The 13,674-nt window shown below is 42.6% G+C and carries 12 protein-coding genes; 8 read left to right on the top strand and 4 right to left on the bottom strand.

Features of this window, described 5'->3' with window-relative positions; genetic code table 11:
• Window positions 1-2 precede the first annotated feature (2 nt).
• The 8 genes from AACV20_RS10550 (at window position 3) to AACV20_RS10515 (ending at window position 8,847) form a co-directional block, all read left to right on the top strand.
• Window positions 3-788, top strand: a complete 786-nt coding sequence (locus AACV20_RS10550; protein ID WP_170907232.1) for an AglZ/HisF2 family acetamidino modification protein — start codon at window positions 3-5, stop codon at window positions 786-788.
• An 18-nt stretch (window positions 789-806) separates the two neighbouring features.
• Entirely contained in the window at window positions 807-1,844 is a 1,038-nt protein-coding gene (locus AACV20_RS10545; protein ID WP_170907231.1) for a polysaccharide biosynthesis protein, read from the top strand.
• A complete protein-coding gene (gene wbjC / locus AACV20_RS10540) occupies window positions 1,844-2,950 on the top strand; it encodes a UDP-2-acetamido-2,6-beta-L-arabino-hexul-4-ose reductase (protein ID WP_170907230.1) in 1,107 nt (368 codons plus the stop codon). The genes AACV20_RS10545 and wbjC overlap by 1 nt, the downstream gene beginning before the upstream one ends.
• Window positions 2,951-2,966: 16 nt before the next feature.
• Window positions 2,967-4,097 (top strand): non-hydrolyzing UDP-N-acetylglucosamine 2-epimerase, encoded by a 1,131-nt coding sequence (gene wecB / locus AACV20_RS10535; protein WP_170907229.1) that lies wholly within the window; start codon window positions 2,967-2,969, stop codon window positions 4,095-4,097.
• 3 nt (window positions 4,098-4,100) lie between these two features.
• Entirely contained in the window at window positions 4,101-5,306 is a 1,206-nt protein-coding gene (locus AACV20_RS10530) for a glycosyltransferase family 4 protein (RefSeq protein WP_170907228.1), read from the top strand.
• Between the two features lie 2 nt (window positions 5,307-5,308).
• The gene (locus AACV20_RS10525) at window positions 5,309-6,271 is read left to right on the top strand and encodes a UDP-glucose 4-epimerase family protein (RefSeq protein WP_170907227.1); all 963 of its coding nucleotides are present in this window, start codon (window positions 5,309-5,311) and stop codon (window positions 6,269-6,271) included.
• The gene (locus tag AACV20_RS10520; protein ID WP_017045889.1) at window positions 6,268-6,816 is read left to right on the top strand and encodes a sugar transferase; all 549 of its coding nucleotides are present in this window, start codon (window positions 6,268-6,270) and stop codon (window positions 6,814-6,816) included. Before AACV20_RS10525 ends, AACV20_RS10520 begins: the two co-directional genes overlap by 4 nt.
• Window positions 6,817-6,897: 81 nt before the next feature.
• On the top strand, window positions 6,898-8,847 hold the full coding sequence (locus AACV20_RS10515; RefSeq protein WP_017045888.1) for a polysaccharide biosynthesis protein: 1,950 nt from the start codon (window positions 6,898-6,900) through the stop codon (window positions 8,845-8,847).
• A 53-nt stretch (window positions 8,848-8,900) separates the two neighbouring features.
• On the opposite strand, the gene AACV20_RS10510 is transcribed toward AACV20_RS10515, so the two are convergent.
• From AACV20_RS10510 to AACV20_RS10495, 4 genes are all read right to left on the bottom strand, one after another.
• Window positions 8,901-9,629, bottom strand: coding sequence for a S1 family peptidase (locus tag AACV20_RS10510; RefSeq protein ID WP_170907226.1), 729 nt, complete (start codon window positions 9,627-9,629; stop codon window positions 8,901-8,903).
• A 248-nt stretch (window positions 9,630-9,877) separates the two neighbouring features.
• The gene (locus AACV20_RS10505) at window positions 9,878-12,088 is read right to left on the bottom strand and encodes a YjbH domain-containing protein (protein WP_170907225.1); all 2,211 of its coding nucleotides are present in this window, start codon (window positions 12,086-12,088) and stop codon (window positions 9,878-9,880) included.
• Window positions 12,085-12,939: a capsule biosynthesis GfcC family protein gene (locus AACV20_RS10500; RefSeq protein ID WP_170907224.1), complete on the bottom strand. Its 855-nt coding sequence runs from the start codon at window positions 12,937-12,939 to the stop codon at window positions 12,085-12,087. Before AACV20_RS10500 ends, AACV20_RS10505 begins: the two co-directional genes overlap by 4 nt.
• A complete protein-coding gene (locus AACV20_RS10495) occupies window positions 12,936-13,634 on the bottom strand; it encodes a YjbF family lipoprotein (protein WP_170907223.1) in 699 nt (232 codons plus the stop codon). Before AACV20_RS10495 ends, AACV20_RS10500 begins: the two co-directional genes overlap by 4 nt.
• Between the last annotated feature and the right edge of the window lie 40 nt (window positions 13,635-13,674).

Raw genomic sequence — 13,674 nt, 5'->3', positions numbered from 1 at the left:
CAATGCTTAGATCCCGAATTATTCCTTGTTTATTAGTTCATGATGGTGGATTAGTAAAAACACAAAATTTTAAAGATGCAAAATATGTTGGTGATCCGATCAATGCCGTTAAGATCTTTAATGAAAAAGAAGCAGACGAGTTGATGGTCTTAGATATTGATGCATCACAAAGTGGTAAAGAGCCTGATTTTAATTTGATAGAAAAATTAGCAGCAGAATGCCGCATGCCCCTCTGTTATGGCGGTGGGATTAGTAATGCTCAGCAAGCCTCTAAAATCATTGATATGGGGGTTGAAAAAGTAGCAGTAAGTTCTGCGGCTATTAATAATCCTCAGCTTTTGAGTGAAATGGCAGCAGCAGTTGGGCGTCAGTCAGTTGTTGCCGTTCTTGATGTAAGAAGAAAAAAAGGTTTTTTTTCTAAAGGGTATGAAGTTTGTACTCATAACGCCACTCGTATAGTTAATCAAGATCCTTTGGTGCTAGCGAAATCTTTACAAGAAGCAGGCGCAGGGGAGATTGTCCTTAATTTTGTTGATCTTGACGGCACTATGAATGGCTATGATATCGGTTATGCAGAGTTATTCAAATCATCACTCAGTGTGCCAGTGACATTTTTAGGTGGCGCTGGTAGTTTGGACCATATTAGCCAGTTAATTAAAAGACTTGGCGTTATTGGTGCTGCGGCTGGTAGCCTTTTTGTGTTCAAAGGGAAGTATCGGGCTGTATTGATTAATTACCCTACACCAGAACAAAAGATACAACTTTGTAGAGATGCGGCTAGTAAATAACTTTTAGAGGTTTAAGAATTGTTTGAAAATAAAACGTTATTAATTACTGGGGGGACGGGTTCTTTTGGCAATGCAGTCTTGGACCGTTTTTTAAATACTAAAATCAAAGAAATTCGCATTTTCTCTCGCGATGAGAAGAAACAAGATGATACGCGTAAAAAATATAACAACTCAAAATTGAAGTTTTATATTGGTGATGTTCGCGATTATCAAAGTGTCTTAAATGCAACACGTGGTGTTGATTATATTTATCATGCTGCCGCTCTTAAGCAAGTCCCCTCTTGTGAATTTCATCCTATGGAAGCAGTCAAAACCAATGTTTTGGGAACTGAGAATGTGCTTGAAGCTGCTATTCAAAATGAAGTCAAACGAGTGGTATGCTTAAGTACAGACAAGGCGGTTTATCCAATAAATGCTATGGGGATCTCCAAAGCGATGATGGAAAAGGTGATTGTTGCAAAGTCACGCAATGTTGACCCAGAGAAAACCGTTATTTCTGCAACTCGCTATGGCAACGTGATGGCCTCGCGTGGTTCAGTAATTCCATTATTCTTGCGACAAATTATCCATGATCAGCCACTTACCGTCACAGATCCTAACATGACGCGTTTTATGATGACACTCAATGATGCGGTTGATTTGGTTTTACATGCTTTCGAGCATGGCACTAATGGTGATATTTTTGTGCAAAAAGCGCCAGCTGCGACAATTGACGTTCTAGTGAAAGCATTGCTTCAAATTACAGGTAAGCCCCGTCACCCCGTCAATATTATCGGAACTCGCCATGGTGAAAAGCTTTATGAAGCGCTTTGCAGTCGTGAGGAAATGTTTGTCGCCGAAGATCAAGGGGGATATTATCGTATCCCTTCAGATAACCGTGATTTGAACTACTCCAAGTATAATGAAGAAGGTGAGACGGATCTTTCTCTCATTGAAGATTACAATTCACATAATACTGAGCGTTTAGATGTACAAGGTATGGTCAAGCTACTGCATAAGTTGGACTTTATTGCGAATATTGAGGCAGGTAGTGCAGTCGTACCAGAAGGTGTGTAATGAAAATTGTAGTAACAGGTGCGAAAGGGTTTATTGGAAAAAACCTCTGTATAATGCTTCGCGAGAGTGGCTACACAGATATCATAGAAGTGGATCGTGAAACAACACAGGATCAATTAGCAGAGACCCTTCGTGATGCTGATTTTGTTTACCACTTAGCCGGTATTAATCGACCAAAAAATGAAGTTGAATTTCAGCAAGGTAATGCGGATTTAACCAACTTTATCGTAGAGCAGCTAACAAATAGCCATAAAAAAGTGCCGTTGGTTGTCAGCTCATCTACACAGGCCGAGCGAGATAATCCTTACGGATTGAGTAAGCGTCTAGCTGAACAAGCAGTTGAACTGTATGGAAAGGAAACGCAGTCATCCTATTTTATTTACCGCTTCCCAAACGTATTCGGTAAGTGGTGTCGCCCTAACTACAACTCTTTTGTTGCTACGTTTTGCCACAATACCCTGAACAATTTAGATATAACTATTCATGATCCTTATGCGCCAGTGACCTTGGTCTACATTGATGATGTTTGTGCTCATTTAATTGCTCTGCTAGAAGGTGATTCAGAGAGCGGTTATAAGAGCGTAGTCCCAGAGTATCTGACTACGGTAGGCGAGGTTGCTGACTTATTACGTGCTTTTAAAGAGAGTAGAGGCAATTTAGTGACTGAAAATGTCGGTACTGGACTCACTCGAGCACTTTATTCGACATACCTCAGCTATATGGCGCCGGAGCAATTCAGCTATTCAATTCCAAGCTATGGTGATGAGCGCGGCGTTTTTAGTGAGATGCTTAAAACTAAGCAAGCTGGGCAATTTTCTTTTTTCACCGCTCATCCCAGTATCACTCGCGGTGGTCATTACCATCATAGTAAAAATGAGAAATTTTTAGTGCTTAAGGGCAAGGCGCGCTTTAAATTTGAGCATATCGCTACTGGCGAGCGTTATGAACTGTATACAGATGGTAGCTCGCCGGAAATTGTTGAAACTGTTCCTGGTTGGTCGCATGACATTACCAACATTGGTGATGACGAGATGATAGTGATGCTTTGGGCGAATGAGACTTTCGACCGTGAGGCCCCAGATACCTTTGCTCGCCCTTTGACCTGATACAAGAGAAATTAAAGTGAAAAAACTCAAAGTAATGTCAGTCGTGGGCACTCGCCCTGAAATTATCCGTCTATCTCGCGTACTCGCTAAACTTGACGAGCACTGCGAGCATATTTTGGTCCATACAGGACAAAACTACGATTTTGAATTGAACGAAGTTTTCTTCAATGACCTTGGGGTTCGTAAACCAGATTATTTTCTCAACGCTGCGGGTAAAAATGCGGCAGAGACTATCGGCCAAGTGATAATTAAAGTTGACCAAGTATTAGAGGAAGTTCAGCCAGAGGCAATGTTAGTACTCGGAGATACCAACTCTTGTATCTCAGCAATTCCTGCCAAGCGCCGCAAAGTACCGATATTCCATATGGAAGCGGGTAACCGTTGTTTTGATCAGCGAGTGCCTGAAGAAACCAATCGCCGAATCGTTGATCACACAGCTGATATCAATCTTACATACAGCACTATTGCACGTGACTACTTGCTCGCTGAAGGCTTGCCTGCTGATCGAGTTATTAAAACCGGTAGCCCGATGTTTGAAGTGCTGAGCCATTATATGCCGCAAATCGAGGGTTCAAATGTACTTGCTCACCTAGGTTTGCAGAAAGGCCAGTTTTTTGTTGTGAGCGCACATCGTGAAGAGAATGTGGATTCACCTAAACAGTTATCAAAACTAGCGGAGACGTTGAATATTGTGGCGCAGCATTACAATCTACCCGTTATTGTTTCGACGCATCCTCGTACTCGCAATCGCATTGAAGCGCAGGGATTAGAATTCCATCCTAATATTCAGTTGCTTAAACCGCTTGGTTTCCATGATTACAACCATTTGCAGAAAAATGCCAAAGTAGTGCTTTCTGATAGCGGTACGATCAATGAGGAATCCTCTATCATGAACTTTCCGGCACTAAATATGCGAGAGGCGCATGAACGTCCAGAAGGTATGGAAGAAGCCTCAGTGATGATGGTTGGACTTGGTGCTGAACGAGTGATGCAGGCCTTACAAATACTGGAGTCACAACCATCAGGTGATGAACGTCTATTACGCCAAGTCTCTGATTACAGTATGCCAAATGTGTCGGACAAGGTTGTTCGGATTATTCATTCTTATACTGATTACGTGAAACGTGTGGTGTGGAAGGAATACTAAGCTGTGAAAATCGCTTTATTTCCAGATGATTATCTTCCTGATAGTACGCTAGTGCACGCAAAAATGTTTCATGAGCTTGCACTTGAGTTTCAAAGGCTTGGACATCATCCAATTATTATTACCCCTAGCCATGGAAAGCAAACAAGACGACTGGAAGTTGAGTTTATTGACGGAGTAGAGGTTTGGCGCTTTCGTAATCCGCCGATGCGAGGTCAAGGCAAGGTTAAGAGATTGATTAGTGAATCACTGCTATCATTTAATGCCTATATGGCCTTAAAAAATGCAAAGGATTTACAGTCATTTGATCTGTGTGTTAACTACTCTCCGACGATCTTCTTTGGTCCTTTGATGCATTGGTTTAAGAAAGAAGTTCGAACATTCAACTACCTAGTATTGAGGGATATGTTTCCACAATGGGTAATTGATGAAGGTATTATTTCAGCCAAGTCACCTATTACTTTCTATTTACGATTTTTTGAGAGATTGAACTACAATGCATCAGACAGTATAGGGTTGATGTCACCGGCAAATGTAGGGTATTTTTCTTCACTTAACTCTAAATATAATAATCTTCAAGTATTGAGAAACTGGGCCGAAATCAAGCCTAAAAATCATTCAACCATACTAATCAATATTAGAGAGCAATATAATTTAGGTGACAAGGTTATCTACTTTTATGGTGGTAATATTGGACATGCTCAAGATATGAACAATTTGTTGCGTTTAGTGAAAAAAATGGTGGAGTATCCGCGTGCTCACTTTTTATTCATTGGACAAGGTGATGAGTTCGAGTTAGTTAGGCAAACTAAAGCTATTGAAAATCTTCATAACTTGACATTACTGCCTTCGATTAGCCAAGAGGCTTATAAAGAGGTTTTAACACAAGTTGATATCGGGTTATTTTCATTAGCCAAAACGCATAAAGCGCACAATTTCCCCGGGAAATTACTTGGCTATATGCTTCAGTCTCTGCCAATTTTGGGTAGCGTGAATAAAGGTAATGATGTGATAGATTTCATTAATGGTGAAGGTGCTGGTTGGGCCTTCATCAATGGTGAAGATGATTCTTTGTTTAATGCCGCCTTATGTCTATTCAATGACAGAGAGCAGCGTATCGCTATGGGCGAGAGAGGTTTTGAGGTATTAAAAGCATATTTTTCTGTTGAGGCGGCTGCTCAGCAAATAATCCATACAGTTTTAAAAGATTGAATATGAAAATTTTACTCACAGGAAGTACTGGATTTGTCGGGAAGCATATCCTTAAAGCGATTGATAAAACGAACTCGGTAGTAGTTTTAGGTCGTAATAGGCCAGATGATTATTCTGGCGAGTTTATTGAGTATGACTTGAAACACATGCCCGATATGGGATTACATACTCAAGATGTTGATGTTGTAATCCACTCAGCAGCAAGGGCTCACATTATGCATGATGTTTCTCTAGATCCCTTAGCTGAATACCGATCGGTTAATACTGAGGCGACTTTAAAACTTGCTAAATCAGCCGTTGACTCAGGTGTCAAACGTTTCGTTTTTATTAGCTCGATAAAAGTTAATGGTGAATCAACGTTAAATCAATATCCATTTAAGTCTTCTGACGTACCTTGTTTTAATGACGCTTATGGACAATCAAAATCAGAAGCAGAAAGACAGCTTAATAAGCTAGCAGAGGAAACCGGGTTGGAAGTGGTTATCATTAGGCCTACTTTAGTTTATGGACCTGGAGTAAAAGCAAATTTTGCGTCATTAATGAATCTGGTCTCTAAAGGCGTTCCTCTGCCATTTGCTTGCATTACTCAAAATAAACGTAGTTTCGTATCGGTTACAAATCTTGTTGATTTAATCATCACCTGTATTGATCATCCTAAAGCGGCTAATCAGACATTTCTTGTTTCGGATGACTGTGATGTATCGACTTCTCAAATGATCCGTGAAATGGCAAGGGCGCTAGATAAGCCTAGATGGCAACTGCCAGTACCTATCTGGTGCTACAAGTTAGTCGGTAAATTATTTAATAAATCAAATGTCGTGGATAGGTTGATAGGTTCATTGCAGGTTGATATCTCTCATACTAAAGAAATCTTAGGTTGGACACCTCCCCAAACGTTAGAGGAAGGCTTTAAAAAAACGGCAGAAGCCTTTCTTCAGTCAAAAAAGAACAGTGGTAAAATATGATTCGTCTTTTAGATTTCCTAGCTGCCTTCTTTGGCTTGCTATTTTTGTGGCCAGTCTTATTGATTGTTATCATTATTGGTTTGTTTGACACCGGCTCTCCAGTTTTTGTGCAAGAACGTGTGGGGCGTAATAAAAAGCCATTCAAGTTGATTAAGTTTCGTACTATGTCGGTAGAAACCAAGTCTGTAGCAAGCCACTTAGCGAGTAATACATCGATTACAAAACTTGGCGCTTTTCTTCGTAAAACTAAAATCGATGAGTTGCCACAGTTGATCAATGTTCTAAAAGGTGAAATGAGCTTAGTGGGCCCACGTCCTAACTTGTTTAATCAAGAGGAATTGATTAAAGAACGTGATGCGTTAGGAGTATATGATGTTCTACCAGGTATCACTGGCCTTGCGCAAGTGCAGAATATCGATATGTCTACACCACGGTTATTGGCAAAAATAGACAAACAAATGATTGATTCGCTTACCATTAAAGATTACTTCAAATACATCATTATGACTGCAATGGGGAGTGGTAGCGGTGATGCTGTAAAGTAGGGCAGTTTTCAATTTATCTACAACAGACTTTTAAAATTAACGCCAGTATAATACTGGCGTTGGTTTATATAGAGAAATAATATGGCTAGGCTGAACTTTATCTGGAACTTATCGCGGGTTAATAAGCGCATTATCAGCGTCATTATTGACCTTCTTTTTATCGTCTTCTCTTTTTATGCCGCTTATTGGGTAAGAATTGGTGAAATTGCTTTGATCAAATCACCAACGGTTCCTTACCTTCTGGGTTGTGTTGCTATCATCACCATCCTTTCTTTCACACGGCTTGGGCTCTACCGTGCGGTATTGCGTTATCTTACTTTTCATGCGTTAGCGGTGGTCAGTATTGGCACGGTGATTTCAGCGGCTTCTGTTGCTGTTCTTGCATTTTATTTTAGTGCGCCTATTCCGCGTTCTTTACCCATTATTTACGGAACCTTTCTCTGCCTTTTGTGTGGGGGCTCACGGCTTATTGTTCGTGTGCTCGTTGCTCAACTTAATGGTCAAGGAAACAAGCCAGTGCTGATTTATGGGGCGGGCTCAGCGGGAAGGCAGCTTGCACTAGCGCTCAGAAATTCGGAAACTCATAAAGTAGTAGGGTTTATTGATGAAGATAAAACCCTTGAAAATACCGTGATTATGGGGTTGTGTGTACATAATGTTGGTCATGCAGATAGGCTAGTTGCTAAACATAATGTAAAGCAGATACTACTTGCAGTACCAAGTGCTTCACGTGCTCGAAGAAAGAAAATACTGGAGTCCTTGGTTCACCTTTCAGCGGAAGTACTTACCGTACCAGATATGAAAGATATTGTTGAAGGTAAGGCGAGTATTGATGAGCTAAAAGACGTTGCGATTGAGGACTTACTTGGGCGAGATCCGGTTACACCACAGCGCTCGTTAATGGAAGCAAACATTAAAGATAAAGTCGTTATGGTCACCGGGGCTGGGGGCTCGATTGGTTCAGAATTGTGTCGACAAATTATTCTCAGCCAGCCGAAAAAGTTGATTCTTTTTGAGTTGTCTGAATTTGCGCTATACCAAATTGATCGAGAGCTTAGTCAACTTATTGTCCGCAAAAAACTAAATATTGAAATCGTACCTCTGCTTGGTTCTGTTCAGCGTATTAATCGTTTATCAATGGTGATGAAAAGCTTTAGCATTCAAACCATTTACCATGCCGCCGCCTATAAGCATGTTCCTTTGGTTGAGTTCAATGTCGTTGAAGGGGTAAGAAACAATGTGTTTGGTACTTACTACACCGCAAAAGCTGCAGTAGAAGCTCAAGTTGAGTCTTTTGTACTTATCTCTACAGACAAAGCAGTTAGGCCGACTAATGTAATGGGTACGACTAAGCGTATGGCTGAATTAGGTTTACAAGCCTTGGCAGAGCAAGAAAATGAGAAGCCTAAAGGTACCCGTTTTTGTATGGTGCGTTTTGGTAATGTGTTGGGTTCTTCTGGTTCCGTGGTGCCACTGTTTAAAAAACAGATAGCAACAGGCGGCCCTTTAACTGTTACTGATCCTGAAATAACGCGTTATTTTATGACCATTCCAGAAGCCGCACAGTTAGTGATCCAAGCAGGAGCGATGGGCAAAGGTGGTGATGTCTTCGTTCTCGATATGGGGGAATCTGTGCGTATTTCAGATCTTGCCAAAAATCTTATTCAGCTTTCTGGGTTGGAAGTGAAAGACGAATCTAACCCATACGGTGATATTGAAATTAGTTATACAGGCCTACGCCCCGGTGAGAAGCTGTATGAAGAGCTTCTGATAGGTGACAATGTTGAGAATACGGCGCATGAGCGAATTATGACTGCGACAGAAGTAAACTTACCGTTACCTCAATACATGCATCTTTTGGAAGAACTCGACATCGCTTGCCATAACTTTGACCACGAGCGGATCCGTGAGCTGCTGCTTGAAGCACCGACAGGTTTTACTCCTAGTGATGGTATTTGTGATTTGGTGTGGAAAAAATTGGCTAAATCTGAAGAGAAGAAGACTGAAAACAGAATAAGCGATGAAGCCTAGAAAATATAGCCGAACAGATAATCTCTATCGGCTATCCATTCTGCTTATTGAGTTTACTGCTGCCGCGCTAACCTTGTTTCGTTCGTTTCTACATTTGGCCATTGATATTCTCCGTGGTGGTAAGTGTTCACTTGTGCTTTCAACCACGGTTGGATGAAATTGATCGAAACAAAAATGCTTAAGCGTTCGATATCTAATTCTTCTCCGTTCACAAGCCTCGTATCTGTTTTATTGGCAATAGCCGCTAATATACCGACCAATTCGCCTTGTGCATTGAATGCACCACCGCCACTCATGCCCGAACGTATGGGGGCGTCGGTAATGCTGGCTGGGCATTTGCTGAAGTAACGGCTATTAACGAAGTTTAAGTCCAAATGGTACGTCCCTTTCCCCATCACCACATCACCACTACCACTCACACCAAACGCCTCTATTTTTTCTCCTTGATAAACTAGTCCTAATTCTGGAAGTACAGCATGTTGGTTGTCTGACTCGATCAAAGCCACATCACAAGTGGGATGGTAAGCCACTACTTTGGCATAATTCATTTTTGCCACATGAGCTGCAGTTAAGCTTAAATTTGGAGTTAAGGGCACACTCGATCCATAACCAAAATACAGCAATGGAATACCGGTGAATTCATAATTAATCGCTGGGGGATTTTGCGCTTTCATGGTTTGCCCGTTAGATCCTGCGCAACCCACTAGAATGAAAGTAAGCACTAACATTGAGTAACGAGATAACCGACAGAAATGAGATCCGATAACAGGCTGAAGGAACATAAGAACCTCCTATTCAAAGCCAACAATACCGAGATCTTGATGCGCATCTAGATCAAATGTGTTTACCTAATAAAGTATAGATGCAATGGATTACATTGCCATGTGTCACATAAAAAATAGTTATAGTGGATAACTTGGTCAATAGTGGGTTGGCTGTTTCTTGTTGAAAAGTAGGGATATTCTTTAGGCAGGCATTAAAAAGAGAGCCCATAAATGAGCTCTCTTCTTATTAGTAACGATAGTCTAAGCTAGTTGCTTGAGATAGGGCGACCATACCAAGGGGAGCGTGCATCCGTCATATCGTACAAGCGATATTGTCGGTTCAGCATTTGCCCACCATCACGTTGAATCGGTAACCAAGATACGGTCACGCGCTGTGTACTCGGCCGAATGGTCATCAAGTCCATAGGAATTGAAACATAAAATCCCTTGGTAAAACTGCCTTCACCAAACTCTTCTGCAGAAAGGTTGGTTTTAGAAATAAACGCCCCGGCAATTACACCACTATCAAACTGTTTAGAAAAATCGACCGACATACCGATATCGTCGGTTAAGTAACGCCCTGCACTGACCTTAAGTAACGTATTGTCGATCAATGACCAAAATTTAGGCTGCCAATAGAGCGTTGCATGGCCTGTTACTGTGCCCGTCTGTACTCGATAGTTTTTCTTCGTTTGTGGATCATAATGCACTTCTTCTTTATACAGGCCGAAAGCGGTGTCAGGGTCGCGCTGTTTTACATAGTTTCCGTCAATCCCAACTGCCCAATTTTTGCCTAATGGACGATAGAGTATTTCGCCGCCGACACCAGCAAACATGGTTTCGAGATACCCTGCGTAGCTTTGACCAAACCAACTTTGGCCGAAAGTATCAAAGTAGGTTAGTTGCAGGCTATCAAGGCGAACGGCATCTTCATAATATTGTCGAGACAAGGTACGAACCCGTTTCAAATCAGTACCATCTGGCGGTACGGTGTACTTGTATTTGTCGTAGTTATCGGCAAGGTTGCCATAAAGGCTGCCAGAGAGTAGCCAATGATCTCGTGTTTGTACGCTGGCATTAGCACTGACACCAAGAGCGTACAAATAAAAGTCTTCAGAGCCGCCAAAAGACTGCTGCAACACAGGCGCTAAACCAAATTGCCACGCATCATACTGCTGCGCTTTTACTTCGCCATTGATCGCGACAGGGTTACCACGCGCACTGGCATCGGTGATGTGAGCGTTAGGGTAATCACGGTCAGCAACGCGGGCAAACGCATTCGCTTTTATTCTGGTTTCAGTGAGAGGCTGATTATTGGCCGTCTCGATGATGCGATATGTCTGTGCATCAATGCCTTGATTCGCCAGCAGCAATGCGGCGCGTTCATGCGCTTCTTTGCGATCGCGATACTTATATTGTTCAGCTTCAATCGTGAGGGTGGCATCATCTTGGTACAAAGTCGCTTGTTTATAACCGGCGATTACATCAAGGTCATGAAGCAGCGTTTGCCATTCAGCATCGTCTAACTCATGTGATTTCGATTTTGGAGCATAACTGGGTTTGGGTTCATCAACCCACACCGGTTGCATGGTCGCCAAGTTCGTATCCAAGGTAATGCCTGCGGTAAAGGTATTACCGCGTTCATAGCTAAGGCGTAAATCGGCCCAATCAGCAAGAGCGTATACCACACCAAAGTTCCACGGTGTTGAAACGGGCATTACTGCATCACCACGGGTGACGGGAAAATCACTGCGGTAATCATTGCCATCGTATTCCACTTTTAGACGCAGTGGTTGCCAAGGTGTTTGGTATTCAACCCCACCAAACAGCGACGTACAACCCGTGAACATCCGTCCAATATCAAATTGGCCGCCTTTACCACTGTAACTACCATCGCGACCGCAATCTGGTGTTGAGGATTTATCACCCGTTAAGTTCGCGTTGTTACCCAAATAACCCCAGCCAACGCCGAGTGTGACATCCAATGGGCCAAAACGTTTACTGGCTGCAATAAATTCGCCATCAAACAAACCTGTACCGCCAACATCACGTAACCCTACCGACACTTCTGGCAGCCAATATCCCTCTTCTAGCAAACGCAGTTTGGCATCAATCGATTTATCCGTGTATTTCGTATCACCGCTAAAGCTGGTATCGCCGCTGTAAAGTAGCTCATGCACTTGCGTGTAACGAATTGTCGCTTCTAGCCATGGGAAGAGTTGGAGTGAACTGACGTAATGAATGTAATCATCGTTGTTTGTGACGCTTAAACTGAATTGGCCTTCTGGCATCATGCGGGCACTGGGCATCTGTATTAAGCCTGTACCACCAAAATCAGTTTGAGAATGCACCAGCGTCGGGTAGCTGAATTCGTCAGCTTGGCTCGGTAACGCCAAACTAAACGCAATGCAGCACGCCATACAAGTGACGCGAGGTGGTTGAATCGTCGAAGACGAAAGATAACTCAGTTTCATCATGGCAATTGATTTCGCAGCAGTTCAACGACAATGTCGTTCACATTGTGTAGTGAATATTGAGGATAAAGTGACGTCGTTTCGATAGGGAAAGGCACGTAAAGTGTCGCTCCGGGCGCGATATCTTGAAAGTCGTGATTCCAATAGGCGATATCATGCAGTGAGGCGTGACCATCGGGTTGAATCACCCATACTTGCGAGATATCCGCCTCAGCAAGGCCTGCCGAGCGAACATAATGACCCGCATCGGTGCGTGGTTTCCAAGCCATGTCACCAGCTTGTTTAACATTCCCCAAAACTGATACCGTGGTGGGTAACGTATTGAGTGACAGCAGCCATTGACCTTGTAATTTCGGGTTCTGACTGGTAGTGATGCGCGTGATGTCGGGATCAAGCGGAGTAAAAATACGCTGTGCAAAAGCATTCGCGCGTAGCTGCTCTTTCAGCTGACGCCAGCGCTTTTTGTGAGCCGATGCGGCCAAACTTTCTTGATGGGTGATCGCAAGCAGAACCTGCTGCTTTTTTTGATACGGGCTGGTCACATCAAACAAGGCGCTGCTTAGCCAATCGATATCGGCAGGTAATTGCGCACTGGCATTTAGCGCATTGATGACTAATTCATCCACTCTTGGCACAGATGCAAAAGAGAGGGAGAGGGCAGGTTTCTCTGCGCTTCTCACTTCAACCACACTAGCCGGTGCACTATAGGCAGCCGGTGATAGTGCGCATAATACGCCCAGCAGAAAATGCTTCATTAATGTGGGTTTTATTAATGTAGCTTTTGGCACTGATGCGCTCAGTAACGTGCGTTTTTCTAGCCAAACGTAGCGTATTAAGTTAGGCCATAGAATCATGACTTATTCGCTCCTGAGAAAGGTTTAGCAACAATCAGTTCAAAGCGCGCCATGCCGGGAGCTGGCGTTTGTTCGCTGGCGACGACTTCGCCACTGCTTGGCTCAAGCCAATAGTGATTCGTGTAATGTTGGTCAATCGCTAAAATCGTCACATTTTCTACTACATGTAATAAATTTCTAGCGCCCTGTGGCAATAGCTTTTGCTCCTCACCTTGTATAACAAAGCGAGATTGAGCGTGATACTGGGTGTGATAGCCCGGCTGCCAGCTGATCTCATATTCCCAGTAGCGCGGGGTGCTGGAATCATGTAAACCAATCGCTAGAGGATCAGGCTGCTGCGATCGAATATTGGATAAATTCGCATCCAGCAAATTCACGGTTTTAGTGATTCGCCCTGCAGAGGTAACGATCATCTCATGATTTGCGGATAAATATTTTAAAGCCAGCGGGTTGGATTGAAATTGGCTAGACTCTTTTTCGGCCCAAGCTAATATCATTAATGCTTGAGGGTTATCACCTTGCTTTACATAAATACTAGCGTAGGGCAACTCATTAATTTTATTTTGCGAGATACTTAATGATTCAGGGCCAAATAGAGCAAGATTTAAAGAATCAGTAAAATATTGAGTGTTTTGTGTACAGCCTGTAATTAAAAAACCGCAACAAATAAATAACGAGTGAATAGCAAACTTCATAATAGGGGCTTAATAATAAAAATTCGTCATTTGAATATTT

The organism is Vibrio sp. B4-6 (assembly GCF_963888245.1).
In the GTDB taxonomy this organism is placed as follows: domain Bacteria; phylum Pseudomonadota; class Gammaproteobacteria; order Enterobacterales; family Vibrionaceae; genus Vibrio; species Vibrio anguillarum.
The sequence above is the reverse complement of the archived record's forward strand: the minus strand, read 5'-3'. Positions and strand labels throughout refer to the sequence as shown.

Bases quoted from the DNA above. Each gene is read 5' to 3' on its own strand.
- AACV20_RS10515 (WP_017045888.1), top strand. From the start codon at position 6,898: ATGGCTAGGCTGAACTTTATCTGGAACTTATCGCGGGTTAATAAGCGC.
- AACV20_RS10550 (WP_170907232.1), top strand. From the start codon at position 3: ATGCTTAGATCCCGAATTATTCCTTGTTTATTAGTTCATGATGGTGGA.
- AACV20_RS10500 (WP_170907224.1), bottom strand. From the start codon at position 12,939: ATGATTCTATGGCCTAACTTAATACGCTACGTTTGGCTAGAAAAACGC.
- AACV20_RS10510 (WP_170907226.1), bottom strand. From the start codon at position 9,629: ATGTTCCTTCAGCCTGTTATCGGATCTCATTTCTGTCGGTTATCTCGT.
- AACV20_RS10505 (WP_170907225.1), bottom strand. From the start codon at position 12,088: ATGATGAAACTGAGTTATCTTTCGTCTTCGACGATTCAACCACCTCGC.
- AACV20_RS10520 (WP_017045889.1), top strand. From the start codon at position 6,268: ATGATTCGTCTTTTAGATTTCCTAGCTGCCTTCTTTGGCTTGCTATTT.
- AACV20_RS10525 (WP_170907227.1), top strand. From the start codon at position 5,309: ATGAAAATTTTACTCACAGGAAGTACTGGATTTGTCGGGAAGCATATC.
- wbjC (WP_170907230.1), top strand. From the start codon at position 1,844: ATGAAAATTGTAGTAACAGGTGCGAAAGGGTTTATTGGAAAAAACCTC.
- AACV20_RS10495 (WP_170907223.1), bottom strand. From the start codon at position 13,634: ATGAAGTTTGCTATTCACTCGTTATTTATTTGTTGCGGTTTTTTAATT.